Origin of the sequence: Lentzea sokolovensis (assembly GCF_033949975.1) — a bacterium.
Taxonomy (GTDB): Bacteria; Actinomycetota; Actinomycetes; order Mycobacteriales; family Pseudonocardiaceae; genus Lentzea; species Lentzea sokolovensis.
The window spans coordinates 689,144-714,758 of record NZ_JAXAVU010000009.1; the positions used below are offsets into that span (position 1 = coordinate 689,144).

Sequence of the window (25,615 nt, forward strand, 5' to 3'; positions counted from 1 at the left end):
GGTCGAAACCGTGAAGAGAACACTTGTCGCGCTGGTCGCCGGACTGACGCTGCTGACCGGCTGCTCGAGTGTCGAGGCAGGATCGCCGAAGGCGGACAGCTCGTTGCCGTCCGCGAAGGTGACCCTGTCCCCGGTCGACGGAACCAAGGACGTGCAGGTCACGACCCCGGTCCAGGTCACCGTGGTGGACGGCAAGATCGAGTCCGTCGCACTGAAGTCCCCCGAGGGCGCCGACGTCAAGGGCACCCTCACCGAGGACAAGTCCGGCTGGACGACGGCCGAGCCCCTGGGCTACGGCAAGACGTACAGCTACAACGGCAAGGCCGTCGGCTCCGACGGCAAGCCGGTCGAGCTCAAGGGCTCGTTCACCACCGTCGCGCCCGGTTCGCAGACCCGCGCGACGCTCTGGCCCTCCGACAACCAGACCGTCGGCGTCGCGGCGCCGATCATGGTCAAGTTCGAGGCGCCGGTCGAGGACAAGGCCACCGTCGAGAAGGCCCTCAAGGTCACCAACTCGGCGAACGTCCAGGGTTCGTGGGCCTGGCTCAGCGCCCAGGAAGTGCACTACCGGCCGGAGAAGTACTGGCCCGCCAACACGACGATCAAGGTCGAGGCCAAGCTCTACGGCGTCAACTACGGCGGCGGCGCGTTCGGCAAGGCCGACGTGACCAGCGACTTCACCGTTGGCCGCAACCAGGTCGTGAAGATCGACAACCCGACGCACCGGCTCAAGGTGTTCCGCGACGGCGCACAGGTCGCCGACTACCCGGCGTCGTTCGGCAAGGACGCGGACCCCGAGCTCACGACGCCGAACGGCACGTTCGTCGTCATGTCGAAGAACGACACGTTCTCGTTCGACAACCCGCGCTACGGCTACACCAACGTCGTGAAGAAGTGGGCCGTCCGGTTCTCCAACCACGGCGAGTTCATCCACGAGAACAACGACAACGCGGCGAACATCGGCAGCAACAACACCTCGCACGGCTGCGCGAACCTGCTGGAAGCCGACGCGAAGGCGTACTACGACTCGGCGCTGGTCGGTGACCCGGTCGAGGTGACCGGCTCGATCACGACGCTGCCGGCCCAGTTCGACTGGTACGACTGGCAGCTCTCGTGGGACCAGTGGAAGGGCAAGTCCGCCATCAAGTAGGACCGGCGGGAATGCGTCCCCCGACCAGGTCGTTCGTACTTGTGTGCATCTGACACACGTTGCGGCGGCCGGCGGGGGACGACTGGCCGTACGTGAGGCAGGCAGGCCCGGCGCGCCACCGGTGGTGCTGATCCACGGCTGGGCGCAGACGGGCGCCGTCTGGGACCTGCCCGATTTTCACACTTACGCCGTTGACCTGCGAGGACACGGCGAGTCAGAGGACTTCGGCGACTACCGCGATTCCGCCCAGTGGGCCGCGGACCTGAAGGCCGTGCTCGATCACACAGGGCCCGCGACCGTTGTCGGATGGTCCTACGGCGGGCTCGTCATCACCGACTACCTGCGCGTGCACGGGACCGCGGGCATCAACGCGCTGGTGTTCGTGAGCGCGATCACCGAGATCGGCCGCGGTCGCCCCGGAGGCGAGACCGGCCCGGTGATGCGGGACGCGCTGCCCGGCGCGATCACCGACGACGCCGTGATGACGAAGTTCTGCGAGGCCATGGCGCCTCTCCTGCCTGGTGGGACCGTCGCCAAGCTCACTGCCTCCGCGACCTCCGTGAGCCATAAGGTGCGAGGCGAGCTGTTCCGCAGGGACGTGGGCAGCGCCGACGTGCTGAAGGCCGTAGACGTGCCGACCCTGGTCGTGCACGGAACTCAAGACGAGGTGGTCGCCCCTGCCGCCGCCGAGTACTCCGCCGCCCTGATCCCCGGAGCCGAGTTGAGCCTGTACCCCGACACCGCGCACGCGCCCTTCCTGGAGCGGCCCGCGCGGTTCACCGCCGATCTCCTGCGAGTCGCCCGATGAAGCGCGTCGCGGTGCTCTCAGTGCACACCTCGCCGCTCGAACAGCCGGGGACGGGTGATGCGGGCGGGATGAACGTCTACATCGTGCAGACGGCCACACGGATGGCCCAGCGCGGTGTCGAGGTGGAGATCTTCACGCGCGCCACGTCGTCGGAGCTGCCGCCGGTGGTCGAGCTGGCGCCTGGCGTGCGCGTCCGCAACATCGCGGCTGGACCGTTCGAGGGGCTCGGCAAGGAGGAGCTGCCGGGTCAGCTCTGCGCGTTCTCGGCGGGTGTCCTGCGCGCCGAGGCCCGGCACGAGCCCGGCTACTACGACGCGATCCACTCGCACTACTGGCTGTCCGGGCAGGTCGGCTGGATCGCGCGGGAACGGTGGGGCGTGCCGCTCGTGCACACCGCCCACACGCTGGCCAAGGTGAAGAACCTGGCGCTGGCCGAGGGCGACGCGCCGGAGCCCAAGATGCGGGTGATCGGCGAGGACCAGGTCGTCGCCGAGTCGGACCGGCTCGTGGCGAACACCGACATCGAGGCCGGCGAGCTGATCAAGCTCTACGACGCGGAGCCGTCCAAGGTGGCCGTCGTGCCGCCCGGAGTGGACCTCGACCGCTTCACGCCCGGTGACCAGTGCAAGGCCCGGCAGCGCTTCGGCATTCCGCAGGACGCGGTCGTGCTGGCGTTCGTCGGGCGCATCCAGCCGCTGAAGGCTCCTGACGTGCTGCTTCGCGCGGCCGCCGAGATGCTCGTGCGCGATCCCGGACTGCGGTCCCGGCTGGTGGTGCTGATCGTCGGCGGGCCGTCCGGCAGTGGGACCGAACGGCCGAAGGCACTGGAGGAGCTGGCCGCGCAGTTGCAGATCACGGACGTCGTGCGGTTCCTGCCGCCGCAGCCGGGGCCGGAGCTGGCCGAGGTCTACCGGGCAGCCGACCTGGTCGCGGTGCCGAGCTACAACGAGTCGTTCGGGCTGGTGGCGCTGGAGGCCCAGGCGTGCGGGACGCCGGTGGTCGCGGCGGCCGTCGGCGGGCTGCCGGTGGCCGTCAACGACGGGATCTCCGGGGTGCTCGTGCACGGGCACGAGCCGGAGGAGTGGGCCAGGGCGATCGGCTCGGTCGCGTTGCCGCAGCGGGAGCACCTGGCGAGCAACGCCGTGGGGCATGCGCGACGCTTCTCGTGGGACCGCACGACTGACGCCCTGCTGGCGGGGTATCAAGAGGCGGGAGAAGTGTTCCGCCGGGAGGTTTTCGCTTGAGCATCGATGGCGTCATCAAGGCTTTTCTGGACGAGCGTGAGCTGAAGTACGACCGGAGCGAGCCCGGCAAGTTCTTCGTGACGCTGCCGGGCACCAAGAAGCTCCAGACCAACCTGTGGCTGGTCGAGACGAAGCACGCGCTCGTGGTCGAGGCTTTCGTGTGCCGGCGGCCGGACCAGTCGTTCGAGGACGTGTACCGGTTCCTGCTGAGGCGCAACGCACGGCTGTACGGCGTGCACTACACGATCGACGCCGAGGGTGACATCTACCTGGTCGGACGGGTCGGCAAGCACGCCGTGACGCCCGACGAGCTGGACCGAGTGCTCGGGCAGGTGCTGGAGGCGGCGGACGGCGACTTCAACCCGTTGCTGGAGATCGGGTTCGCCGACGCGATCCGGCGGGAGTGGGCCTGGCGGGTGTCGCGCGGCGAGTCGCTGGCGAACCTGCAGGCCTTCCAACATCTCGTTTCGGACTAGCGGGCAACTCGTTTCGGCTTCCCCGGCAACCCCCGGTGCGCTCCAGCCCGTCCGATGAGCATGCGCAGACCAGGGGTGTGGGTGGGAGTCGCGTTGCTGGCCCTTGTCACGACGGGGTGCGGCAGCAGCAACATGAGTGGTGGGACGTCGGCGAAGGACGCCGCCGCGCCACCGCAGGCGGCGCAGAACAAGGCGCCGCAGCAGGAGAACAACGCCGGGCAGGGCGTGCAGCCGGTGCAGCAGCAGGAACGTCAGCTGGTGCGCACGGCGAACGTCGACCTGCGCAGTGACGACGTGCTGAAGGCGATCGGCCAGATCAAGGACCGGGCGGCGGCCGTCGGCGGGTTCGCGGGCGAGGAGAACTCGACCAAGAGCTCCGGGTCCGTGACCGTGCGGGTGCCGTCTGCCGAGCTGGACAAGGTCGTCCGCGACCTCACGAGTGTGGGCGAGGTCACCCGCAGCGAGGTGCGCAGCGAGGACGTCACCGATCAGCTGGTGGACGTCGAGGCGCGGATCGCGACGCAGAAGGCCAGCGTCGAGCGCCTGCGCGTGCTGTTCGAGCGTGCCGGGTCGACCTCCGAGGTCGCGCAGGTCGAGCAGGAACTGACCAAGCGGCAGGCCGACCTGGAGTCGATGCAGCGGCGCAGCGCGTCGTTGAAGGGCCAGGTCTCCATGGCGACGCTGACCGTCCGGGTCGCGACGGTCCCGATCGCGGCGCCCGAGCCCGAGAAGGTCGGGTTCTTCGGCGCTCTGGCGGGCGGCTGGGACGCGCTGGTCGCGGTGGTGGGCGTGATCCTCATCGGCGTCGGCGCGATGCTGCCGTTCCTGGTGGCACTGGGAGTGCCCGCCGCGCTGGTGGTCTATCTGCTGCGCAAGCGCAGGCGTGTCACCCGAATGAACGAAGCAGGGTGATCAAGTTCTACTGAGAGCGTGCCTTTGATGATGCGCGGAACGGCTCGGGAGAGAGGGGGAGTCGCATCGAGCCGTCCCGCGTCAAAGGTCCCCGCTGCTGTGGATCCGTGGACGGGGGGAGCCTGCGGATCCCAAGCGGGCCACGCGATTCGACGGGGGATGACGAATCGCGCTCGGTGCCTCGCGCTCGTCGAGTAAGCGTGGGAGCCGACTCGCGGAGGCGGTATCAACTTCTCAGATACATCCTTGCGATCACAAGTGCTTGTATTACTCCATTCGAGTGTATTTAGACGTGCTAAGTAACGTATCTGTAGCGATCGAGCAGTCCTTGACCTGCTCAGTGGGCTGGATCACGATGACCCCACAGGCTGGGTGTACAGCGCTGTACAGCGAGTGAATGAGGTCGCCGCATGGTCTTTCGCAGTCCGTACCCCGATGTCGAGATCCCTGATGTGTCGCTGCACCAGCTGTTGTTCGGCGACATAGCCGACCGGGCGGACCGGGTTGCGCTGATCGACGGCATGTCCGGCGCGTCCATGACCTACGGCCAGCTCGCCGGGGCGATCGACCGGATGGCCGCCGCACTGGCCGCGCGAGGTATTGGGAAGGGTGATGTCGTCGGCATCCTCAGCCCGAACACGCCCTACTACGCCGTCGTGTTCCACGGCATCCTGCGTGCGGGCGCCACGGCCACCACGATCAACGCGCTCTACACGCCTGACGAGGTCGCGCACCAGCTGCACGACGCGGGCGCGAAGATGCTGTTCACCGTCTCGGTGCTGCTGCCCAACGCCGCCCCCGGCGCCGCGAAGGCCGGCGTGACCGACGTGGTCGTGCTCGACGGCGCCGAGGGCTACCCGTCGTTGCCGGAGCTGCTCGCGAACGACCACCCGGTGCCCGAGGTGGAGATCAACCCGTCCGAGGACCTCGCGGTGCTGCCGTACTCCTCCGGCACGACCGCGTTGCCCAAGGGCGTGATGCTCACGCACCGCAACCTCGTCGCGAACCTCGTGCAGTGCGGCCCGATCCTGTCGGACGTCGGCGCGCACACCCGAATCCTCGCCGTGCTGCCGTTCTTCCACATCTACGGCATGCAGGTCCTGATGAACAACGGCCTGTACATCGGCGGTGTCGTCGTGACGCTGCCGAAGTTCGAACTGCCGGAGTTCCTGCGCGTCATCGCCGAGCACAAGACCGACCGCGTCTACATCGCACCGCCGGTCGCCGTCGCCCTGGCGAAGCACCCGATCGTCGACAACTACGACCTGTCACCGTTGCGCACGCTGTTCTCCGGCGCGGCCCCGCTGGACGAGGACCTCGCCGCCGCGGTGCGCAAGCGCATCGGCTGCCGCGTCGTGCAGGGCTACGGCATGACGGAGATGTCGCCGGTCAGCCACGCCATCCCGGACGGCCGCGACGACATCTCGGTCGGCACCGTCGGCGTGATCATCCCGAACCTCGAGTGCCGCCTGGTCGACCCGGCCACCGGCGAGGACGTGGGTGCCGGCGAGCGCGGTGAGCTGTGGTGCAAGGGCCCGAACATCATGAAGGGCTACCTGAACAACGCCGAGGCCACCGCCGCCACCATCGACGACGACGGCTGGCTGCACACCGGCGACGTGGCCGTGATCGACGCCGACGGCATCGTCTCGATCGTCGACCGCGTCAAGGAACTGATCAAGTACAAGGGCTACCAGGTCCCGCCGGCCGAGCTCGAGGCCGTGCTGCTCACGCACGAGGAGATCGCCGACGCGGCGGTCATCGGCGTGCGCGACGCGGACGGCGAGGAGATCCCGAAGGCGTTCGTGGTGCGCCAGGACGGATCGTCGATCGAGGGCGACGCCGTGATGGCGTTCGTGGCCGCGCACGTCGCGCCGCACAAGAAGGTGCGCGTGGTCGAGTTCATCGAGGCGATCCCGAAGTCGGCCGCCGGCAAGATCCTCCGGAAGGACCTCAGGGCCCGCGAACAGGCCTGATCTGAGGAACTTGAACGCCCTGGCGACGATCGTCGCCAGGGCGTTCGCCGTCAGTGCTGGGCCACTGGCTTCCGCACGCGGAAGCGGAGCATCGTCACCGAACCCGACTGCGTGCTGGCGAACGGTTCCAGGTCGATCCGCCCGAGATCCGGGGTCGAGAACCGCACGCCGTCGCCGAGCAGCACCGGCAGGACGTACACCAGGACCTCGTCGACGAGCCCTTCCCGCAGGCACTGGCTGGCCAGGTCGGCACCGAGGATCTCCAGGTCCTTCCCGCCCGCCGCCGCGCGCGCCGTGGCGACGGCCTCCGCGAGGCCGCACGTGAGGAACGTGACGCCGTGCTCAGGCTCGTCCGGCGGCCGGTGCGTCAGGACGAACTGCGGTCCGCCGTCGTAGGTGGTGTCCTCGTGGCGCATCTTCCTGGCGACCTCGTGGGTGCCCCTGCCGACGAGCATGGCGCCGGTGGCCTGCTCGACCTCGGGGAACGGGTTGTCCTTGAAGTGCTCGAAGACCCAGTCCATCGCGTGGCCGGGGCCTGCGATGAAGCCGTCCAGGGACATCGCCCTGTTGACCACGACCTTGCCGGGATCGGCATCCGAATCGCTCATACCGGTGCAGACCCGGTGAGGACCGCGAACTCATCGGTGCCGGCGGATCTCATGGCGTGGATCACGGAGCCCTGCCGGGGTACGGCGGGAGGGTCGGCATGGCAGGCTGGTCGCCATGTCTGTCGGAACTTTGATCCTGCTCCGCCACGGCGAGAGCACGTGGAACGCGGAGAACCTCTTCACCGGCTGGGTGGACGTTCCCCTGTCGGAGAAGGGTGAGAAGGAGGCCCGTCGCGGCGGCCAGTTGCTGCGCGACGCGGGCGTCCTGCCGGAGATCCTGCACACGTCGCTGATGCGCCGGGCGATCATGACCGCGAACCTGGCCCTCGACGCCGCCGACCGGCACTGGATCCCGGTCAAGCGCGACTGGCGTCTCAACGAACGCCACTACGGCGCTTTGCAGGGCAAGAACAAGAAGCAGACGCTCGAGGAGTTCGGCGAGGAGCAGTTCATGCTCTGGCGCCGCTCCTACGACACCCCGCCGCCGCCCATCGAGCCCGGCAGCGAGTACAGCCAGGACACCGACCCGCGCTACGCGGACCTCGGCCCCGACCTGCCGCTGACCGAGTGCCTGCTCGACGTCGTGAAGCGGATGATCCCGTACTGGGAGTCCTCGATCGTCCCGGACCTGCGCACCGGCAAGACGGTCCTCGTGGCCGCGCACGGCAACTCGCTGCGCGCCCTCGTGAAGCACCTCGACGGCATCTCGGACGAGGCCATCGCCGGGCTGAACATCCCGACCGGCATCCCGCTGCGCTACGACCTCGACGAGGACCTGAAGCCGATCAAGCCGGGCGGCCAGTACCTCGACCCGGACGCCGCCAAGGACGCCATCGCGGCGGTGGCGAACCAGGGTCGGTGATTTCTGCCGCGCCTCCGGCGCGGCGGCGAGTTCGCCTTGAAGTCGGTCGTCCGGCCGACTCGCGCACGCCGAAATTGGGCTCCGCCGAATTTCGACGTGCGCGGGTGACCGGACGACCGACGCGAACTCGCAACTTGGTCGAGCGCTGTTCCAAGCCCTTCCATCACGGTTGGGTGAACGGCGCCTGACCAGGGACGAAACAACCGTCCATTGAGGTGTCGCGGGCGTCACGGTTCACGCTTCCGCACTAGGCCAAGACACCTCTGAGCTGCTTACCATTCGCCTCGTGACCACAACGGGTTACCTCGCTGTGTCGATCGGCCTCGCGCTCATCGGCGTGATCGCCGCTTTCTTCATCGGCCGGTCCACCGCTCCACGGCACCCCCGGAAGCCGGAAGGCCTCACGGTCGCCGACCTCATCCAGCAGATCGTGCACGACTCGCACGACGGCATCGTGGTGCTGAACCACTTCGGTGACGTCGTGCTGCACAACCCCCGTGCCGAAGAGCTCGGGATCGTCCGCAACAACCGCGTGGACGACCGGGCCCGCAAGGCCGCGGAGGGTGTCCGCAACAGCAACGAGGTCGTGTACGTCGACCTCTCGCCGTTGGAGGGCTATCGGACCGGGCGTCAGCCGGAGGCCGTGCACGCCGAGGTCCGCCTGCTCATCGAGGACTTCACGGTCGTGGACGCCACGGACGAGTCGGAGTCGGTGCGGCTGGAGAAGACCCGGCGCGACTTCGTGGCGAACGTCAGCCACGAGCTCAAGACGCCGGTCGGCGCCCTCGCGCTGCTGGCGGAGGCCGTGCTGGACGCGAGCGACGACCAGGAGGAGGTCCGCCGGTTCAGCGCGAAGATCATGCAGGAGGCCACCCGCCTCGGCATGCTCGTCACCGAGCTGATCGCGCTGTCCCGCCTGCAGGGCGCGGAGAAGCTGCCGGAGCTGTCCGACACCGAGATCGACGTCGTGATCAACGAGGCGCTGTCGCGCTCCAAGCTCGCCGCCGAGTCAGTCAACATCTCGATCAACGTCGACGAACCGAGCGGGTTCGTCGTGCCGGGCGACCGGTCGTTGCTGGTCACGGCGCTGACGAACCTGCTGGACAACGCCGTCGCGTACTCGCCGCCCGGCAGTCCGGTGAGCGTGAGCCGGCGGCTGGTGGACGGGCACGTCGAGATCGCGGTGACCGACCGCGGCATCGGCATCGCCGAGGACCAGCAGATCCGCGTCTTCGAGCGGTTCTACCGCGTCGACAAGGCCCGATCGCGCGCGACCGGGGGCACCGGGCTCGGGCTCGCGATCGTCAAGCACGTCGCCGCCAACCACGGCGGTGAGGTGAAGCTGTGGAGCCTGCCAGGAACGGGGTCCACCTTCACGCTGCGGATTCCCGCCGCGGCGACCGAACCGAATCCGACTCTCGTGCCTTCCGGCGCGGGTGATCCAGGAGGAGAGCTGTGACCAGAGTGCTCATCGTGGAGGACGAGGAGTCCTTCGCCGATCCGCTCGCCTTCCTGCTGCGCAAGGAAGGGTTCACCGCGGCGCTCGCGGCCACCGGCCAGGAGGCGCTCGAGGAGTTCGACCGCAACGGCGCCGACATCGTGCTGCTCGACCTGATGCTGCCCGGCATGAGCGGCACGGACGTGTGCAAGCAGCTCCGCCAGCGCTCCGCCGTCCCCGTGATCATGGTGACGGCCCGCGACAGCGAGATCGACAAGGTCGTGGGTCTCGAACTCGGCGCTGACGACTACGTCACCAAGCCGTACTCGGCGCGGGAGCTCATCGCCCGCATCCGCGCGGTGCTGCGCCGTGGCGGCGAGTCCGAGGACCTGCTGCCGCAGATCCTGGAAGCGGGCCCGGTGCGGATGGACGTGGAACGCCACGTCGTCACCGTCGCCGGTCAGGACATCAGCCTGCCGCTCAAGGAGTTCGACCTCCTCGAGTACCTGCTGCGCAACGTCGGCCGCGTCCTGACCAGGGGCCAGCTGATCGACCGCGTGTGGGGAGCGGACTACGTGGGCGACACGAAAACGCTGGACGTGCACGTGAAGCGGCTCCGTTCGAAGATCGAACCCGACCCCTCGGCACCGCGGCATCTCGTTACGGTCAGGGGTCTGGGTTACAAGTTCGAGTCCTGACGGACACGACCAGGTACCGTTTCCGGCGTGCGCCTGGGCGTTCTCGACGTGGGGTCCAACACCGTCCACCTACTGGTGGTGGACGCGCATCGTGGTGCCCACCCAATCCCGATGACGTCCGAGAAGACGATCCTTCGTCTCGCCGAGCAGCTCGACGACCGGGGTCAGCTCTCCAAAACGGGCGCTGACCAGCTCGTTCGTGCCGTGGCCGCCGCCAAGGCGTCGGCCAAGAAGTCCGGCTGCGACGACATGATGGCGTTCGCGACCTCGGCGGTGCGCGAGGCGGGCAACTCGGCCGAGGTGCTCGACCGGGTGCGCACCGAGACCGGGGTCGAGCTGAAGGTCTTGTCCGGCGAGGACGAGGCCCGCTACACCTTCCTCGCGGTTCGTCGCTGGTACGGCTGGTCCGCGGGCAGGTTGCTCAGTCTCGACATCGGCGGCGGCTCGCTGGAGCTCGCCATCGGGCGTGACGAGAACCCGGACCTGGCCTTCTCCGTGCCTCTCGGCGCGGGAAGGCTCACCAGGACCCGGTTCAAGAAGGATCCGCCCCGGCGTTCGGAGGTCCGCGAGACCACCGACTGGCTCGCCGAGCAGCTCGCGCCCGTGGCGCGGAAGCTGAAGCGCGCGGGTGAACCCGATCGAGTGGTTGCGACCTCAAAAACTTTCCGAACGCTGGCGCGGCTCACCGGGGCCGCGCCATCGTCTGCCGGGCCCAGGGCGCGTCGGGTTCTCACCGACGCCGGCCTGCGGCAGCTGATCGCGTTCATTTCCCGGATGTCGGCCAACGACCTCGCGGAGCTGGAAGGCGTGAGCACTTCACGCGCACACCAGCTCGTCGCGGGAGCGTTGGTCGCGGAGGCAACAATGCGAGCCCTGTCACTCACGCAGCTGGAGATTTGCCCCTGGGCACTCCGGGAGGGTGTCATCCTCCGGCGGCTGGATCACACTGATGGGACGGACCAGAGCGATACTGGACGGACTGGCCAGACCGGGGCACGGTGGAGTTGATGAGTCGAGAGAGCGGATCGGACCAGACGCAGCGCACTGTCGCTGAGCTGCTCGCCCAGTACGGGGGCAGCGCAGAGAGTGCGCCACGTCGGCGACGCCGCCGCGCTGACGACGAGGAAGACGTCCAGCAGCCGGAGACCGCGCCCCAGACGATCATCGAGCGGGTGCTGTCCGACAGCGGCCGCCTGATGGCGATTCGCGACGACACCGCCGCACCGCAGCCCGGTCGTCGCGCCGCCCCGGAACCGCCGGCCGAGCGCACCGCGTACCAGCCGAAACAGCAGGTCGCGCCGCCGAAGCCGCCACAGCAGTCGCAGCAGATGCCGTTGCCGCAGGCCCAGCCGCCGCAGGTCCGCAGACCGGTTCCGCAGCCGCCGAAGCCGGCGCCTCCCGTGCCCAAGCCCGCCGCGCCGGTGCCGCCGCCTCCCGCGGCCGCCGAGCAGACCCGGCAGGTGCCGCAGGTCCGCGACCAGCCGTCCCGCTCGGACATGCCGCGCCCGGACGTGCCCGGCCGCCTGGAGGCACGGCTCGACCAGTCGGCCGCCGCGCCGTCGCGCACGAACATCGCCCGGCCGCCGAAGCCGGTGCCGCCGTCGGTGCAGATGCCGGTGCCGGGTCCGCCGCGCGAGGCGATGACCGAGCAGCTTCCGCGCATCCCGGCGAAGGCGCCGGTGGACAAGATCGCCGCGCTCGAGACCGAGTCCGTGCTGATCGTGCCGCCCGCCCCGCCGAAGCTGCCGGAGCCGTTGCCGGGCAACGTGCCCGACGCCTGGTTCAGCGACGACGACGCGCAGGCCAAGACCGATCTGTCCATGCCGCCGATGGAGGCGACCGCGGCGCACCCCGCCCCGTACGTGGACGACGACTCGCAGGAGTACGCCGCCTACCGCGCCGAGGACGACTACCTCGCGGACGCCGACGAGGAGGACGACGAGGACGAGGGTCCCGCCGGCCTCGACGACGCGGCCGATGTCGAGGAGGACGCGGAAGCCGAACCGCGCTCGGCCGGCAAGGAATGGCTCATCATGATCGGCCAGCTCGCCGTCGGCGTGCTCGGCGGCGCCGGGCTGTGGCTCGCGTTCAACTACCTGTGGCGCTCGGTACCGGCCGCCGCACTCGTGGTGGCGCTTGCCGTTACCGTGGGTCTGGTGTTGCTGGTTCGAAAGATCCGCAGAGCGGACGATCTGCAGACCACCGTCCTGGCCGTGCTCGTGGGCCTCATCGTGACCGTCTCACCAGCGGCGATGCTGCTGGTGAAGAATTGACCGCCCGCATCCCGGTCGGGCTTTCCACGGCGTCGGTCTACCCGCAGCCCGCCGGAGCGGCGTTCGAGATCGCGTCCGAACTGGGCTACGACGGCGTTGAGCTGATGGTGTGGGCCGACCCGGTGTCGCAGGACATCCGCGCGGTCGACCGCCTGTCGGCCCGGACGGGCATGCCGGTCCTCGCCGTGCACGCGCCCTGCCTGCTGATCTCGCAGCGGGTGTGGTCGCCGGACCCGGCCGAGCGGTTGCGCCGGTCGGTGCGGGCTGCTGCCGACCTCGGGGCGTCGACCGTCGTGCTGCACCCGCCGTTCCGGTGGCAGCGCAAGTACGCGGACGGGTTCGCGGAGCTGGTGTCGTCTTTGGAGGACGAGAGCGGGATCGCCATCGCGGTCGAGAACATGTTCCCGGTGCGCCGGCCTTTGGGGCGGGGGCGGTCGGTGGAGATGAACGCGTTCAAGCCTTCTGTGGACCCGACCGACGTCGGGCATGCCAACTACACCCTGGATCTGTCGCACTCGGCCGCTGCGCACATGGATGCGTTGGAGCTGGCGAAGCGGATGGGGGACGGGCTGCGGCACATCCACCTGGCTGACGGGTCCGGGGCGCCCAAGGACGAGCACATGGTGCCCGGGCGCGGGACTCAGCCCTGTGCGGAGCTTTGCGAGATGCTGGCTCGGAGCGGGTTCGACGGGCAGGTCGTGCTGGAGGTCAACACGCGTCGGGCCGGGACTCCTGCCGGGCGGCGGGAGATGTTGGCTGAGGCGTTGTTGTTCGCCCGGCTGCATTTGGACTGGGCCGCTGAGGGTGGGGCTGGGAAGGCTCGGCCTGGGGTTTCTCGCTGAGGGCTCGACCGGGCGGGTCGGCTTGCGGGCTACTTGCGTGCGTTCGTTCCTGTTCCAGCGGGGTTGGTCGCGTTCCTGACGTTCGGTCGCCTTGCGAGGGTGCTCGCGCAGGTCGTGACGAAGTGCGGGGTTGCGATTGGGGCTTGACCTTGAGCCTCTAGCTGGGTGCGCCGCATCCCAGGCGGCAGAGGTTCGGACGGCTCGCTTCGCATCGCCACGCCAGGCTTCGTACGTGGTCGCCTTGCGTTGATGGCTGCCGGTTGGCACCGCGCGGGGCGGGTTGCGGTGGTGCGTTGCGTTCCAGCGGGGTGGTTGCCTGCCGTGCGGGCCGTCGCCTTGCGAGGGTGGTCCCTTGGGCGTCTCTGGGCTGCGAGCCGCGCGTCCCGCCACCGGTCAACTGAGTGGCGAGTTAGGGTTTCCGGTGTGAACCCGCTGCGAGCGTTGATCATGGCCGCGTCTCGCAACGACGCGGTTCGTCATCTGGTCGCCAACGCGCCGATCAGCCGCGATGTCGTGAAGCGGTTCGTCGCGGGCGAGACCACGGAGGACGCGGTCGAGGTCGTGCGCGGTCTTGGGCTGCCGGTGACGCTGGACTACCTCGGAGAAGACACGAAGGACGAGTCCCAGGCCGAGCGGACCGTGCAGGCGTACCTCGAGTTGCTCGACGCGTTGCACGCTGCGGGGCTGGCGGTGAATGCCGAGGTCAGCGTGAAGTTGACCGCGGTCGGGCAGGCGCTCGACGAGTCGCTCGCCCTGACGAATGCCTCCCGGATCTGTGCCGCCGCCGAGCAGTGCGGGACGACCGTCACGCTCGACATGGAAGATCACACGACCACCGACTCGACGTTGCGGGTCCTGCAGGAGTTGCGTCGTACGTGGCCTTGGGTCGGTGCGGTGTTGCAGTCGTACCTGCATCGGACGTTGGACGACTGCAAGGCGCTCTCCGGGGCCGGAAGCAGGGTCAGGCTGGTCAAGGGGGCCTACGCGGAGCCGCCCGAGGTTGCGATTCAGGATCCATCCGAGGTTGATCTGAACTACGTGCGGTGCCTGAACGTTCTCCTCGCCGGAGAGGGGTATCCGATGTTCGCGACGCATGACCCGCGCTTGATCGAGATCATTGGCGAACGAGCGCGCTGGTATGACAAAACTGACTTCGAGCACCAGATGCTCTACGGCATCCGGACCGAGGAGCAGAAGCGTCTCGGCACTCGTGTTTATGTTCCCTACGGCGAGCAGTGGTACGGATATCTCATGCGGCGACTTGCGGAACGGCCTGCCAACGTGACCTTTTTCCTGCGGTCGCTGGCCAGCCGCTCATGACCTTCTCGAAGTCCAGCGCGGTGCGGTCGCTCGGTGACGGAACCTTCACCGCGTCCCTGCCCGCCGAGTGGACCGTGGGCCCGAAGCCCCACGGCGGTTTTCTTCTCGCGGTGATGACCCGTGCGGCTGCTCACGTCGCTGACGGTGATCCGCTGGCCGTGTCCGCGCAGTTCCTGCGTGCGCCGGAGGTCGGGCCCGTGCTGGTCCGCACCGACGTGCGCAAGGCCGGGCGGACGGCGACGGTCATCGCGGTGACGCTGGAGCAACGCGGTCAGGTGTGCGTTGAGGCGTCGGTCACCACGGGGCGGATCCCCGAGCACCGGGCCGACTACGTGAACCTGCCCACCATGCCCGCGGCGCCACCGCCCGGTTCGGTGGAGATGGCCACGTTCCCGACCGGCGGGGTCTACCGGGTGGGCGCGTTGTGCGACCTTCGGGTGGACCGCGAGTCGGCGACGTTCCTCGACCGGCGCACGGACGGTCCGCTCACGCTGAAGCTGTGGGCGCGGCCCACCGACGAGCAGCCCGACCCGTACTTCGCGTTGCTCGCGGGTGACCTGTCGATGCCCGTGACGTTCAACCTCGGGCGTTTCGGCTGGTCACCGACGGTGCAGCTGACGGCGCTGCTGCGGGCCCGGCCGGCGCCGGGCTGGCTGCGCATCCACGTCACCTGCCAGGCGGTGCACGGTCAGTGGTTCGACGAGGACGCCACGGTGATCGATTCCGCCGGCCGGTTGGTGTGTCAGGCACGGCAGCTGGCGTTGACGCCCGCTGTGTGAGACTTGACCGATGACGAAGATCGCGGTGCTCGGCGCGGGCAAGATCGGTGAGGCGCTGCTGTCCGGGCTCTTGCAGGGCGGCCGCGCCGCCACGGATCTGATGTTCACGGAGAAGCACGAGTCACGGGCTCGTGCCTTGACCGAGCAGTACGGGTTCGAGGCCGTCACGGTCGCGGGCGCGGCGGCTCAGGCCGACGTGCTGATCGTGGCGGTCAAGCCGCAGGACATCGAACCGCTGCTGGTGGAACTCGCGCCGGTGCTGCGTCCCGGCACGTTGATCGTCTCCCTGTGCGCGGGGCTGCCGACGGCCCTGTACGAGCGCAGGCTGCCCGAGGGCACCCCGGTCGTGCGGGTCATGCCGAACACCCCCATGGTCGTCGGTGAGGCCATGAGCGCCGTCTCCGGCGGTTCCAACGCGACGGCCGAGCACCTCAAGGTCGTCGAGGAGATGCTGTCGACCGTGGGCAAGGTCGCGGTGGTGCCGGAGTCGCAGCAGGACGCGGTGACGGCGCTGTCCGGCTCCGGGCCCGCCTACTTCTTCTTCCTGGTCGAGGCGATGATCGACGCGGGCATCCTGCTCGGCATCCCGCGCGACCTGGCCTCGACGCTGATCATCCAGTCGGCCGTGGGTGCCGCGACGATGCTGAACGAGGGCTCCTCGCACCCCGTGATCCTGCGTGAGGCCGTCACGTCGCCCGCGGGCACGACGATCATGGCCATCCGCGAGCTGGAGAAGCACGGCGTCCGTGCGGCCCTGCTCGCGGCCATCGAGAGCGCCCGTGACCGTTCGGTCGAGCTGGGCCGTCAGCACGAGGACTGAGCCAAGTGAGGGGTCGTCCCCACTTTGGACGTCGCAGGAGTCACACCAGTCCCGCTACTCTCAGAGGCAGCACGTGCGTGTCGAACCGTTGGTGGGGAAGACCGACGGCACGACACGTGTCGAAGGATGCGGTGATGTATGCCTGCGAAGGAGAACGAACGAACAGGTCTCGCTCAGGTTCAGTTCCTGACCGTGGCCGAAGTGGCCTCGATGATGCGGGTCTCCAAGATGACCGTGTACCGCCTGGTGCACTCCGGTGAGCTGCCCGCTGTTCGGGTCGGCAAGTCGTTCCGGGTGCCCGAGAAGGCGGTCCACGCCTACCTGGAGAACGCGTACTTCGACGCTGGCTGAAAGCTGGTGAACCTCGCCGGGTAGACTGGTAGGCCGATCGTGCTTACCGGCGCGCCGTGCTTGACACGGCCAAGGCTGGGGCGCGCCAGTCAAAGCAACGTCTAGAGCTAAGGAACCCGCATGGGCTCGGTCATCAAGAAGCGCCGCAAGCGCATGTCGAAGAAGAAGCACCGCAAGCTGCTGCGCAAGACCAGGGTCCAGCGCAGGAAGCGCGGCAAGTAAGCCCGCATGCGCTCTGCCGCCGCCGGTCTCCTCACGGAGGTCGGCGGCGGTTGCGTTTCCAAGGACGGCTCAGGGGTACTCGCCTGGGTGCTTGCACCGGCACGGATATCACCCTCTGAGACGAACCACGGGAAACACGGGATCGGTCGCCGCCGTTCGGGTGATTAGCCGGTAAAGCCTGCGTGACCTGCGTCAAGACGGCGTTCCGGCCCCCTGCGGTTCTCTATTCGGTCTGTAGCATCGACCAATCGCACCACCCTTCGTGCTTGGAGTCGCATGACGCCCAAGGTCGTCCTCGTCACCGGAGTCAGCCGCTTCCTCGGCGGCCACCTCGCCGCGCGCTTCGCCGCGAACCCGGACATCGAGCGCGTGCTCGGTGTGGACACCGAACCGCCGCCGCGCGATCTGCTGCGCCGCATGGGCAGGGCCGAGTTCGTGCGGGCCGACATCCGCAACCCGCTGATCAGCAAGGTCATCTCCACCGCGAACGTGGACACGGTCGTGCACGCCTCCGTCACCGCGAACCCGGCCGGGCCCACCGGCCGCACGGTGATGAAGGAGATGAACGTCATCGGCACCATGCAGCTGCTGGCCGCCTGCCAGAAGTCGCCCAAGGTGCAGAAGCTCGTCGTGAAGTCCACCAGCGCCGTCTACGGGTCCAGCAGCCGCGACCCGGCGGTGTTCACCGAGGACATGGGCCCCAAGGACCTGCCGTCGTCCGGGTACGCCAAGGACGCGGTGGAGGTCGAGGGGTACGTGCGCGGGTTCGGCCGCCGCAGGCCGGATGTGAACGTCACCACGCTGCGCTTCACGAACTTCATCGGCCCGCGCATCGACACGGTGCTGACGCGCTACTTCGCTCTTCCGGTCGTGCCCACGGTTCTGGGCTACGACGCTCGTGTGCAGTTGTTGCACTCCGAGGACGCACTGGCGGTCCTGGAGCGCGCGACGATGCACGACCTGCCCGGTGTGTTCAACGTGGGCGGCGACGGCGTGCTGCTGCTGTCGCAGGCGATCAGGCGGGCGGGCAGGCTGAACCTGCCGGTGCCCAGCATGGCCGTGCCCACGGTCGGTGGCTTCTTCCGGAGCGCCCGGCTCGTCGACTTCTCGCCGGACCAGATGAGGTTCCTCAACTGGGGGCGCGTGGTCGACACCAACCTGCTGAAGAAGGAATTCGGGTTCACGCCGCGGTGGACCACCCAGCAGGCGTTCGACGACTACGTGAACGGCCGAGGTCTGAAGCCGCTCATCGACCCGGAGACGGTCGAAGCCGCGGAGCGGGGAATCCTCGACGCGGCCGCCAGATTCCGCTGATCTTTGCTTTGAGGAGATGAACGCAGTGGCAGGAGCACGCGTTATCCCGCTGCACGACCCGGAACGCGACGCCGCGCGCCGAGCGCGCCACGTCGAGGTGGTTCCCGAGCCCGAGCAGCAGCAGTCCGAGACATCGGACTGGGAACGCAGGCTGGCCGACCTGCTGTCGTTCGCACGCAGGCGGATCGCGGGCGACTACCAGATCGACGAGTTCGGGTTCGACCGCGACCTCACCGAGAACGTGCTGATGCCGCCGCTGAAGCCGTTGTACGAGAAGTGGTTCCGCGTCGAGACCATCGGCATGAACAACATCCCGCTGGCCGGCGGTGCGCTGATCGTCGCGAACCACTCCGGGACGTTGCCGCTGGACGCCCTGATGACGTCGTACGGCATCGCGTCCGAGCACCCGGCGCACCGGTCCCTGCGCGGGCTCGGCGCAGACCTGGTGTTCCGCACGCCGCTGCTCGGCGCGATCGCCCGCAAGGGCGGCCAGACGCTCGCCTGCAACGCGGACGCCGAACGGCTGCTGTCCTCCGGTGAGCTCGTCGGCGTGTGGCCGGAGGGCTTCAAGGGCGTCGGCAAGCCGTTCAAGGACCGCTACAAGCTGCAGCGCTTCGGCCGCGGCGGCTTCGTGTCGGCGGCGCTGAAGACCGGTGTGCCGATCATCCCGTGCTCGATCGTCGGGGCAGAGGAGATCTACCCGATGATCGGCGACATCAAGGCTCTCGCGCGGCTGTTCGGCTTCCCGTACTTCCCGGTGACGCCGTTCTTCCCGCTGCTCGGTCCGCTGGGCGCGATCCCGCTGCCGTCGAAGTGGTACATCGAGTTCGGCGAGCCGATCCAGACGGACGTGTTCGGCGAGAACGCGTCCGACGACCCGATGCTCGTCTTCAACCTCACCGACCAGGTGCGGGAGACGATCCAGCAGACCCTCTACCGGCTGCTCACCCAGCGTCGGAACGTGTTCCTCGGCTGATCAGGTCCTGGACCTGGTCGTAGCTGAACGACGGTGAGGCGGGCTTGCCGTCGCGCACTGCTTCGGCGGTCGCGACGGTGTGGCGCAGCGCTGCCCTGAACAGCAGCGAGCCGGTGCTGATCCGCTTCACGCCGAGGTCTCCGAGTTCCTTCGGCGTGCGTTGCTGGGCCAGCACGTTCAACGGAGCGAGCGTCGCGAGCTTCTCGATGTCCCGCGGCTCGGTCAGGCCCGCCACGAAGATCCCGTCCGCGCCGGCGTCGACGTAGCGGCGGGCCCGGTCCTCGGTCTCCTCCAGGGCCACGCCCTGCCAGTGGGTGTCGATGCGGGCGTTGAGGAAGACGCCGGGCGCGCGTTCCTTCACGGCCGCGATGAGTTCTGCCTGCTCCTGCGGGGTGGCGAGGCCGTGCGGGCGGCCGTCCTCCAGGTTCACCCCGGCCACGCCGAGGTCCGCCACGAGTTCCGCGACTTCCGCCGGTGTCCTGCCGAAACCCGACTCCAGGTCCGCGGTGACCGGGCAGGGCAACGTGGCGAGCAGCCTCGCCAGTGCCGTCGCCTGCTCGCCGGCCAGGCCCATGCCGTCCGGGATGCCGTGCGCCGCCGCGACACCGAGGCTCGTCGTGCCGATCGCCGTGAAGCCCGCCGCGTGCAGAGCCACGGCCGAGGCGTGGTCCCAGGCGTTGGGGAGGATCAGCGGCTCGTCCTGGTGGTGCAGGGCCCTGAACGCCATGTTCTTGGCGATCCGGGTGGCCAGGTGCCGGCCGGGGCAGGCGTGCGGGCCGTGGCCGAACGGGTGGGCGTCGAGACTCACCTCGATGGTGCCGGTCTCCGCGGCCCTGCGGGTGATCGGGACCGGCGGGGCCTGGTTGCCGGTGCGCAGGTGCTCGGCCAGGGCGTTCGTGGCCGCCCAGGCCTGGACGAGCAGGCCGATTCGCGCTGCCGACTCCTCGTCGTGGGTGCCGGCCAGGCGTTCCACGGCCGCGTCGGCTGCCGCGGTGATCGGCTCGTGCGGCTGGTAGCTGGGGGCGATTCCGGCGATGTCGTCCAGCGAGCCGGGCAGGCCCAGCGCGGTGGCCAGCTCGTCGAGCGTGGTCGCGGTGACGTCGTCGAGGAGCTTGGTCGTGAGCGCACGCCTGCGGGCGTGGTCCGGGCCGTTGCTGAAACGGACGACGGTGGCGCGCAGCCACGCCACGCCCCGGTCGCCGCCGGGGACGCTTGGCACGGGGAGGCTCAGCAGCTCTTCGGTCATGGTGCCGACGCTAGAGCCGGGACGGTTCGGCGCGGGCCGAAGTGTTCCGGCCGCAGAATGGGTTCATGGAGGGACTTGCGCAGGTGGCCGGGTTGCTCGCGGACCGGACGCGGGCGGCGTTCTGCGGGGCCCTGCTGGACGGACGGGCCTGGACGGCCCGAGAGCTGGCCGTTCACGCCGGGGTGGCCGCCTCCACCGCCAGCGAGCACCTGACCAGGCTGGTCGAGGGCGGGCTGCTGGTCGAGCACCGGCAGGGGCGGCACCGGTACGTGGCTCTGGCCGGGCCGCACGTCGCGGAGCTGCTGGAGAGCATGGTCGCGTTCGCCGGGCCCGGCGCGCGGCCTCGTTCGCTGCGGGCGGCCTCTGCCTCGGAGGCGATGGCGCGCGGCCGGACCTGCTACGACCACCTGGCCGGGCAGCTCGGGATCGCGTTGAAGTCAGGGCTGGTCGGACTGGGCGTGGTCACGGCGGAGCTCGCCGTCACCGAGCCGGGGATGGTGTGGCTGAAGGAGCTCGGGTTCGAGCCCTCGCCGCGCCAGGTCAGCCGGGCCTGCCTGGACTGGACCGAGCGCGTGCCTCACCTGGCCGGCGCGGCTGGAGCCCATCTGTGCCGGGTGTTCTTCGAACGCGGCTGGGTGCGGCGGATCGGGTCCGGTCGTGCCGTCGTCCTCGCTCCCGCGGGCGAGCAGGCGTGGCGGGAGCTGGGGATCGTCTGACCCGCTACTTCACCCGGCGGCGGTAGGCCATCGTGGCCGCCACGGCTCCGGCCAGCGCGCCCGCGCCCAGCACCGACGGGACGCCGATCTTCGCCGCCTTGCGGCCGGTGCGGAAGTCGCGGATCTCCCAGCCCTTGCGGCGGGAGACCTCGCGCAGCTGCGAGTCCGGGTTCACGGCCACGGCGGTGCCCACGACCGACAGCATCGGGACGTCGTTGGACGAGTCCGAGTAGGCGGTGCAGCGGCGCAGGTCGAGGCCTTCCTTGGCGGCCAGCGAACGGACCGCCTGCGCCTTGGCCTTGCCGTGCAGGAGGTCGCCGACCAGGCGGCCGGTGTAGACGCCGTTCGTCGACTCGGAGACCGTGCCCAGGGCGCCGGTCAGGCCCAGGCGGCGCGCGATGATCTGGGCGAGCTCCACCGGGGTCGCGGTGACGAGCCAGACGCGCTGACCCGCGTCGAGGTGCATCTGGGCGAGGGCCTGGGTGCCCTTCCAGATGCGGTCGGCCATCAGCTCGTCGTAGATCTCCTCGCCCAGCGAGACCAGTTCGGCGACGCTGCGGCCCGCCACGAAGGAGAGGGCCTGCTCGCGGGAGGCCTTCACCGACTCCGGGTCCTCGCGGCCGCCCACGCGGAACTTCATCTGCTGCCAGACGAAGCCCGCCAGGTCCGAGGACGAGAAGTACTTGCGCGCGGCCAGGCCACGGGCGAAGTGGAAGATCGACGCGCCCATCATCATCGTGTTGTCCACGTCGAAGAAGGCCGCTGCCGTCAGGTCCGGCGGGACCGTCAGTGACGCTTCGAGCTCCGGCGCCATCGCGGCGGCCTGGATCGCGGCGTCCGCCGATGCCTCGCCGGCTAGTGCGGCCAGCCGGTCGCTCTCCACGTCACGCTTGCTTGCCATGTCCCAAGCGTAGCGATCAGGTTCGTCGGAAACCGCTCGACTCAGCCGAAGCTGATGCCGGGGAGCAGCGGAAGCGAGATGCTCGGCAGCGGGAGCGGCAGCGGAATCGTGATTCCGGGCTTGCCGGTCGAGGGCTGGGGCGAGGTGCCCGGCTTGGGCGTCTGCGGGTTCGACGTGCCCGGCGCCACCGACTGGGTGGGCTGGACCGGCGGGACCGCGGAACCCGAGGGCGTGGGCAGGCCGGACGGGGTCGGCTGGACCGAGGACGGCTTGCGGCCCGACGAGGAGTTCGGGTCGGTGACCGCCGCGGCGCACTCGTCCTTGGCCGGCAGCGGGCCGAGCGGGTCGGAGGAACCGCTGATCACGGCGTCGCATCCGGCACGGGCGGCCAGGTCGTGGGCTCGCTGGGCGATGCTCGCCAGCAGCCACATCGTGGTGTCGGCGTGGGCGCCGGCGTCACCGGGCAGGCGGGGGCGCAGAGTGCCGATCTTCACGTACTGGGCGAGCGCCCAGTCGCGGAGCGCGGGCAGAGCGGTCTCGTCGGACGAGGTCGCGTAGGTGGTGAGCTGGCGGGCGCCCTCGACCGCGTCGGCGTCCAGGTCGGACAGCGCGGTGAGCTGCGCTTCCGGGGCCGAGGAGCGGTCGGCCAGGGTCTCCATCTCGGTGACCCGGGACGCGGCGAACTCCAGGTGCTTGAGGGCGCGGTCCTCGTCGTCGAAGGTCAGGCCCAGCGACGCGCTTTCGGTGGTGCGCTTGATGCCGTAGAGCGGGTCTCCCGGGAGCGCGTCACGGCTGAGCAGCACACTCATGCCGGCGAGTGACAACAGCAAGCAGAGGACCGCGGCCGCTGCGACCGCTAATCGTGCGCGCGCTCCCACCCGTCTTACCGACGAGAGCTCCAGTGGCTTCTCGGGCGGGGGCGCGGTGAGGACGCGCTGTCTCATCCGTTCGCGCGCCTCGGCGTCCGGGCCGACGTCCATCCGCCGGAGGAGTTCGACGATCGCGAGGTCCTCAGCGAGGTCGTCGTTTCCCACCGGCTGTGGGCCGCCTTCAACGGCACGAGCGAAGCGCTCGTGCTCCGTGTGCCGCCACCGCGGTGTTCTTCCCTTGCCGTCCATCTCAGCCCGAGTAACGAAGTTGATCTAGTTTGGGTTACGCGTCTGCGATCGCAATCACCGCAACCACGACGGAAGAATCTGTGCGAGCCGCCTCACGGCCCTGTGTTGCAGCGCCTTCACGGCGCCCTCGTTGCGGTCCATGATCTGCGCGACCTCGGACACGGACTTGCCCTCGATGAACCTCAGCACGATGCAGTCGCGCTGGTCGTCACCCAGCTGGGAGACGCATCGGAGCAGCTCCGCGTTGGTCGCCTCGGTCATGACCTCCTGTTCAGGGCCGCTCGTCTCCTCGCGGTTGTCCTGCAGCTCAGCCGTGGTGATCTCGAGCCGGTAGCGGCTCGACTTCACGTGGTCGAACACGATGTTGCGGGCGATCGTGACGAACCACGCCCCGACGTCGCGGCCCTGGTAGCTGACCGAACCGATGCTCCGCAGCGCCCTGAGGAAGGTCTCGCTCGTCACGTCCTCGGCGAACGCGCGATCGCCGCCCACCCGGAAGAGGACATAGCGGAAGACCATGTCGACGTAGTTGTCGTACAGCACTCCGAACGCCTCGGTGTCACCCGCCTGGGCGGCCTTGACGAGCTGCCACGGCTCGTCGGCGGCGTTGTCGTGCTGACCCCCCGTCATGGTCCGGGTGGTCCTGATCGTGTTCGGTCGTGCCCGCGCGGTCATCGGCTCGCGGCACCTCCACAGAGTCGCCGTGGCGGCAGCATACGTGTTGTTACTCCGTAGTAGGTAGCGGATGGTTCTGTGGTGCAGACGAGCCAACCGTGACTTCATGACGCTCGTCACGCGTGGAAGACTGCTCGAAGCGTCCAGTTGTTCATGAGGAGGCCATGTTGACTTCCGCTCGCAATGTGTCAGATCTGGTCCGTGCTTCGGCACAGCGGGGACCCAGCCACGTCGCCTTGGTCGACGTAGCGAGCGGTAAGAGCCTCACGTGGGAAACCATCGACGGCGCGACCGATGCTTTCGCCCGCCATTTGGCTGATTCAGGACTCGAATCGGGCGACCGAGTGGCGGTACGGCTGCCCACGAGCCCCGAGTTCGTGGTCGCCGTGTTCGGAATTCTGCGTGCGGGCGGCGTCGTGGTGCCCACCGGCCCCGGCATCCCGCCGCGCGAGCTCCAGCGGATCCTCGCCGACTCCGGCGCCGCGCTGCTGGTCGGCGACGGCGAGGGCTCCGACGCGACAGTGATCGACGTTCCGGACGTCACGGCTGTGGGTGAGCCCTTCGAGGCCGTTCGCGGCGGTGAGGACCTGGCGGTTCTCGGCTACACCTCGGGCACGTCCGGCGTGCCGCGCGGAGCGATGCTGTCGCACCGCGCGTTGCTCGCGAACGTCTCGCAGTGCGCCTCCCTGCGCCCCGCCCCCGTGACGGCGGGCGACCGGGTGCTGCTCGCGCTGCCGCTGTTCCACGTCTACGGCCTCGGCCCCGGCCTGCTGCAGGTGGCGGGCGCCGGTGCCACAGCGGTACTGCTGGAGCGCTTCGACCCGGCGGCGGTGCTGGACGTCATCGAGGAGCACCGCGTCACCACGATGGTCGGCGTGCCGCCCATGTACCGGGCGCTGCTCGCGCACCCGGTCGAGGTGCTGCGCGAGAAGCTCGCCACCATCCGCCTCTTCACCTCCGGCGCGGCTCCGCTCCCGGCGCGCGTCATCGCGGAGATGCGCGGCGCGATCGGCATCCCGATCTACGAGGGCTACGGCCTGACCGAGACGGGCCCGGTGCTGACGTCCACGCTGGTCGGCGGCGTGCCGAAGCCGGGTTCGGTGGGCCAGGCACTGCCGGGCGTCGAGATCCGCCTGGTCGACACCGACGGATCGGTGCTCGACATCGACGAGGACGAGCCCGGCACGGGCCTGGTGTCCGCGAAGGGCGACAACCTCTTCAGCGGCTACTGGCCGGACGGCGCGTACGGCCCGGACAGCTCCGGCTGGTTCCGCACGGGCGACGTCGGCTTCATCGACGCCGACGGCGACCTGCACCTGGTCGACCGCGCGGGAGACCTGATCATCGTCAACGGCTTCAACGTCTACCCGCACGAGGTGGAGCAGATCGTCGGCGAGATGGACGGGGTCGTGGAGGCCGCGGCCGTCGGCGTGCCGGACGAGAAGACCGGCGAGTCGGTGAAGGTCGTCGTGGTGCTCCGCGACGGCGCCACGGTGTCCGTCGAGGACGTCGTCGCGCACTGCGCCGCGCGCCTGGCCAAGTTCAAGGTGCCGACGTCGGTCGAGTTCGCCCCGGCCCTGCCGCACTCGCCGACCGGCAAGCTGGCGCGCGCCGTCCTGCGCAAGCCGCTGGGAGCATGACCGGCATGAGCCACCACGTGACGCTGATGAGCCGGGTCGACTGCCACGCCTGCGAGGAGGCGGCGACCGAGATCGAGCGGATCTGCGCCGACCTGGGCGCGACCTGGTCCGTTGAAGACGTGGACTCCGACTCGGAGCTGCGGGCCGAGTACGGGGACCGGGTGCCGGTGTTCCTGGTGGACGGGTCCGAGCACGGGTACTGGAAGGTCGAGGAGGACCGCCTGCGGGCGGCTCTTGCCGACTAGTTGAT

27 protein-coding genes are annotated in these 25,615 nt (G+C 69.3%); 22 read left to right on the plus strand and 5 right to left on the minus strand.

All coding sequences use genetic code 11. The annotated features are described in order from the left end of the window. Nucleotides 1–10 precede the first annotated feature (10 nt). The 6 genes from SK854_RS20840 to SK854_RS20865 all read left to right on the plus strand — a co-directional run bounded on the left by SK854_RS20840 (nt 11) and on the right by SK854_RS20865 (nt 6,566). Nucleotides 11–1,150, plus strand: coding sequence for a L,D-transpeptidase (locus tag SK854_RS20840; RefSeq protein WP_319976761.1), 1,140 nt, complete (start codon nt 11–13; stop codon nt 1,148–1,150). 43 nt (nt 1,151–1,193) lie between these two features. Continuing rightward, nucleotides 1,194–1,958: an alpha/beta fold hydrolase gene (locus SK854_RS20845; protein WP_319976762.1), complete on the plus strand. Its 765-nt coding sequence runs from the start codon at nt 1,194–1,196 to the stop codon at nt 1,956–1,958. After that, on the plus strand, nt 1,955–3,202 hold the full coding sequence (mshA, locus tag SK854_RS20850) for a D-inositol-3-phosphate glycosyltransferase (protein ID WP_319976763.1): 1,248 nt from the start codon (nt 1,955–1,957) through the stop codon (nt 3,200–3,202). Before SK854_RS20845 ends, mshA begins: the two co-directional genes overlap by 4 nt. Further along, the gene (locus SK854_RS20855) at nt 3,199–3,678 is read left to right on the plus strand and encodes a type III secretion system chaperone family protein (RefSeq protein ID WP_319976764.1); all 480 of its coding nucleotides are present in this window, start codon (nt 3,199–3,201) and stop codon (nt 3,676–3,678) included. Before mshA ends, SK854_RS20855 begins: the two co-directional genes overlap by 4 nt. Nucleotides 3,679–3,732: 54 nt before the next feature. Further along, a complete protein-coding gene (locus SK854_RS20860; RefSeq protein ID WP_319976765.1) occupies nt 3,733–4,590 on the plus strand; it encodes a DUF4349 domain-containing protein in 858 nt (285 codons plus the stop codon). A gap of 410 nt (nt 4,591–5,000) precedes the next feature. Then, nucleotides 5,001–6,566, plus strand: a complete 1,566-nt coding sequence (locus SK854_RS20865; RefSeq protein ID WP_319976766.1) for a 4-coumarate--CoA ligase family protein — start codon at nt 5,001–5,003, stop codon at nt 6,564–6,566. A 50-nt stretch (nt 6,567–6,616) separates the two neighbouring features. On the opposite strand, the gene SK854_RS20870 is transcribed toward SK854_RS20865, so the two are convergent. Continuing rightward, nucleotides 6,617–7,174, minus strand: coding sequence for a dihydrofolate reductase family protein (locus SK854_RS20870; protein ID WP_319976767.1), 558 nt, complete (start codon nt 7,172–7,174; stop codon nt 6,617–6,619). Nucleotides 7,175–7,289: 115 nt separating this feature from the next. On the opposite strand from SK854_RS20870, the gene SK854_RS20875 reads away from it, so the two are divergent. The 13 genes from SK854_RS20875 (at nt 7,290) to SK854_RS20935 (ending at nt 19,069) form a co-directional block, all read left to right on the plus strand. Further along, a complete protein-coding gene (locus SK854_RS20875) occupies nt 7,290–8,036 on the plus strand; it encodes a phosphoglyceromutase (protein ID WP_319976768.1) in 747 nt (248 codons plus the stop codon). Between the two features lie 286 nt (nt 8,037–8,322). Further along, nucleotides 8,323–9,495, plus strand: coding sequence for a sensor histidine kinase (locus SK854_RS20880; RefSeq protein WP_319976769.1), 1,173 nt, complete (start codon nt 8,323–8,325; stop codon nt 9,493–9,495). Continuing rightward, nucleotides 9,492–10,172 carry a response regulator transcription factor gene (locus SK854_RS20885; RefSeq protein WP_030477953.1) on the plus strand — a complete coding sequence of 227 codons (681 nt, stop codon included), beginning with the start codon at nt 9,492–9,494 and terminating at the stop codon, nt 10,170–10,172. The genes SK854_RS20880 and SK854_RS20885 overlap by 4 nt, the downstream gene beginning before the upstream one ends. Nucleotides 10,173–10,199: 27 nt before the next feature. Beyond that, nucleotides 10,200–11,180, plus strand: a complete 981-nt coding sequence (locus tag SK854_RS20890; protein WP_319976770.1) for a Ppx/GppA phosphatase family protein — start codon at nt 10,200–10,202, stop codon at nt 11,178–11,180. Further along, entirely contained in the window at nt 11,180–12,445 is a 1,266-nt protein-coding gene (locus tag SK854_RS20895) for a hypothetical protein (RefSeq protein ID WP_319976771.1), read from the plus strand. Before SK854_RS20890 ends, SK854_RS20895 begins: the two co-directional genes overlap by 1 nt. After that, complete coding sequence (locus SK854_RS20900; protein WP_319976772.1) at nt 12,442–13,287, plus strand: sugar phosphate isomerase/epimerase family protein; 846 nt, start codon at nt 12,442–12,444, stop codon at nt 13,285–13,287. The genes SK854_RS20895 and SK854_RS20900 overlap by 4 nt, the downstream gene beginning before the upstream one ends. A 423-nt stretch (nt 13,288–13,710) precedes the next feature. After that, nucleotides 13,711–14,607, plus strand: coding sequence for a proline dehydrogenase family protein (locus SK854_RS20905; RefSeq protein ID WP_319976955.1), 897 nt, complete (start codon nt 13,711–13,713; stop codon nt 14,605–14,607). Continuing rightward, nucleotides 14,604–15,386 (plus strand): thioesterase family protein, encoded by a 783-nt coding sequence (locus tag SK854_RS20910; RefSeq protein ID WP_093605842.1) that lies wholly within the window; start codon nt 14,604–14,606, stop codon nt 15,384–15,386. The genes SK854_RS20905 and SK854_RS20910 overlap by 4 nt, the downstream gene beginning before the upstream one ends. Nucleotides 15,387–15,396: 10 nt before the next feature. After that, nucleotides 15,397–16,206, plus strand: coding sequence for a pyrroline-5-carboxylate reductase (gene proC / locus SK854_RS20915; RefSeq protein ID WP_319976773.1), 810 nt, complete (start codon nt 15,397–15,399; stop codon nt 16,204–16,206). 138 nt (nt 16,207–16,344) lie between these two features. Beyond that, nucleotides 16,345–16,557, plus strand: coding sequence for a helix-turn-helix domain-containing protein (locus SK854_RS20920; protein ID WP_030477960.1), 213 nt, complete (start codon nt 16,345–16,347; stop codon nt 16,555–16,557). 120 nt (nt 16,558–16,677) lie between these two features. Next, nucleotides 16,678–16,779, plus strand: coding sequence for a 30S ribosomal protein bS22 (locus tag SK854_RS20925; protein ID WP_015105422.1), 102 nt, complete (start codon nt 16,678–16,680; stop codon nt 16,777–16,779). A 276-nt stretch (nt 16,780–17,055) separates the two neighbouring features. Next, nucleotides 17,056–18,093, plus strand: coding sequence for an NAD-dependent epimerase/dehydratase family protein (locus SK854_RS20930; RefSeq protein WP_319976774.1), 1,038 nt, complete (start codon nt 17,056–17,058; stop codon nt 18,091–18,093). 16 nt (nt 18,094–18,109) lie between these two features. Then, a complete protein-coding gene (locus tag SK854_RS20935) occupies nt 18,110–19,069 on the plus strand; it encodes a lysophospholipid acyltransferase family protein (RefSeq protein WP_319976775.1) in 960 nt (319 codons plus the stop codon). On the opposite strand, the gene SK854_RS20940 is transcribed toward SK854_RS20935, so the two are convergent. Next, entirely contained in the window at nt 19,038–20,315 is a 1,278-nt protein-coding gene (locus SK854_RS20940) for an isocitrate lyase/PEP mutase family protein (protein WP_319976776.1), read from the minus strand. The two genes, SK854_RS20935 and SK854_RS20940, sit on opposite strands and share 32 nt — an antisense overlap. A 65-nt stretch (nt 20,316–20,380) precedes the next feature. Between SK854_RS20940 and SK854_RS20945 the strand changes: the two genes are divergently transcribed. Continuing rightward, a complete protein-coding gene (locus SK854_RS20945) occupies nt 20,381–21,031 on the plus strand; it encodes an ArsR/SmtB family transcription factor (RefSeq protein ID WP_319976777.1) in 651 nt (216 codons plus the stop codon). A 4-nt stretch (nt 21,032–21,035) separates the two neighbouring features. On the opposite strand, the gene SK854_RS20950 is transcribed toward SK854_RS20945, so the two are convergent. The 3 genes from SK854_RS20950 to SK854_RS20960 form a co-directional block, all read right to left on the minus strand. Continuing rightward, on the minus strand, nt 21,036–21,932 hold the full coding sequence (locus tag SK854_RS20950; RefSeq protein ID WP_319976778.1) for an HAD family hydrolase: 897 nt from the start codon (nt 21,930–21,932) through the stop codon (nt 21,036–21,038). 41 nt (nt 21,933–21,973) lie between these two features. After that, nucleotides 21,974–22,966: a DUF5667 domain-containing protein gene (locus tag SK854_RS20955; RefSeq protein WP_319976779.1), complete on the minus strand. Its 993-nt coding sequence runs from the start codon at nt 22,964–22,966 to the stop codon at nt 21,974–21,976. A gap of 138 nt (nt 22,967–23,104) precedes the next feature. Then, complete coding sequence (locus SK854_RS20960; protein WP_402904827.1) at nt 23,105–23,725, minus strand: sigma-70 family RNA polymerase sigma factor; 621 nt, start codon at nt 23,723–23,725, stop codon at nt 23,105–23,107. A gap of 164 nt (nt 23,726–23,889) precedes the next feature. Here SK854_RS20960 and SK854_RS20965 point away from each other — a divergent pair, with 164 nt between their 5' ends. Then, on the plus strand, nt 23,890–25,365 hold the full coding sequence (locus tag SK854_RS20965; RefSeq protein ID WP_406601797.1) for an AMP-binding protein: 1,476 nt from the start codon (nt 23,890–23,892) through the stop codon (nt 25,363–25,365). Between the two features lie 5 nt (nt 25,366–25,370). After that, nucleotides 25,371–25,610 carry a glutaredoxin family protein gene (locus SK854_RS20970; RefSeq protein ID WP_319976782.1) on the plus strand — a complete coding sequence of 80 codons (240 nt, stop codon included), beginning with the start codon at nt 25,371–25,373 and terminating at the stop codon, nt 25,608–25,610. Nucleotides 25,611–25,615 lie beyond the last annotated feature (5 nt).

Excerpts from the sequence above, each read along its gene's own strand:
- mshA (WP_319976763.1), top strand. The coding sequence starts at position 1,955 with ATGAAGCGCGTCGCGGTGCTCTCAGTGCACACCTCGCCGCTCGAACAG.
- SK854_RS20860 (WP_319976765.1), top strand. The coding sequence starts at position 3,733 with ATGAGCATGCGCAGACCAGGGGTGTGGGTGGGAGTCGCGTTGCTGGCC.
- SK854_RS20865 (WP_319976766.1), top strand. The coding sequence starts at position 5,001 with ATGGTCTTTCGCAGTCCGTACCCCGATGTCGAGATCCCTGATGTGTCG.
- SK854_RS20870 (WP_319976767.1), bottom strand. The coding sequence starts at position 7,174 with ATGAGCGATTCGGATGCCGATCCCGGCAAGGTCGTGGTCAACAGGGCG.
- SK854_RS20875 (WP_319976768.1), top strand. The coding sequence starts at position 7,290 with ATGTCTGTCGGAACTTTGATCCTGCTCCGCCACGGCGAGAGCACGTGG.
- SK854_RS20895 (WP_319976771.1), top strand. The coding sequence starts at position 11,180 with ATGAGTCGAGAGAGCGGATCGGACCAGACGCAGCGCACTGTCGCTGAG.
- SK854_RS20910 (WP_093605842.1), top strand. The coding sequence starts at position 14,604 with ATGACCTTCTCGAAGTCCAGCGCGGTGCGGTCGCTCGGTGACGGAACC.
- proC (WP_319976773.1), top strand. The coding sequence starts at position 15,397 with ATGACGAAGATCGCGGTGCTCGGCGCGGGCAAGATCGGTGAGGCGCTG.
- SK854_RS20920 (WP_030477960.1), top strand. The coding sequence starts at position 16,345 with ATGCCTGCGAAGGAGAACGAACGAACAGGTCTCGCTCAGGTTCAGTTC.
- SK854_RS20925 (WP_015105422.1), top strand. The coding sequence starts at position 16,678 with ATGGGCTCGGTCATCAAGAAGCGCCGCAAGCGCATGTCGAAGAAGAAG.
- SK854_RS20930 (WP_319976774.1), top strand. The coding sequence starts at position 17,056 with ATGACGCCCAAGGTCGTCCTCGTCACCGGAGTCAGCCGCTTCCTCGGC.
- SK854_RS20935 (WP_319976775.1), top strand. The coding sequence starts at position 18,110 with ATGAACGCAGTGGCAGGAGCACGCGTTATCCCGCTGCACGACCCGGAA.
- SK854_RS20940 (WP_319976776.1), bottom strand. The coding sequence starts at position 20,315 with ATGACCGAAGAGCTGCTGAGCCTCCCCGTGCCAAGCGTCCCCGGCGGC.
- SK854_RS20945 (WP_319976777.1), top strand. The coding sequence starts at position 20,381 with ATGGAGGGACTTGCGCAGGTGGCCGGGTTGCTCGCGGACCGGACGCGG.
- SK854_RS20950 (WP_319976778.1), bottom strand. The coding sequence starts at position 21,932 with ATGGCAAGCAAGCGTGACGTGGAGAGCGACCGGCTGGCCGCACTAGCC.
- SK854_RS20960 (WP_402904827.1), bottom strand. The coding sequence starts at position 23,725 with ATGACCGCGCGGGCACGACCGAACACGATCAGGACCACCCGGACCATG.
- SK854_RS20965 (WP_406601797.1), top strand. The coding sequence starts at position 23,890 with ATGTTGACTTCCGCTCGCAATGTGTCAGATCTGGTCCGTGCTTCGGCA.
- SK854_RS20970 (WP_319976782.1), top strand. The coding sequence starts at position 25,371 with ATGAGCCACCACGTGACGCTGATGAGCCGGGTCGACTGCCACGCCTGC.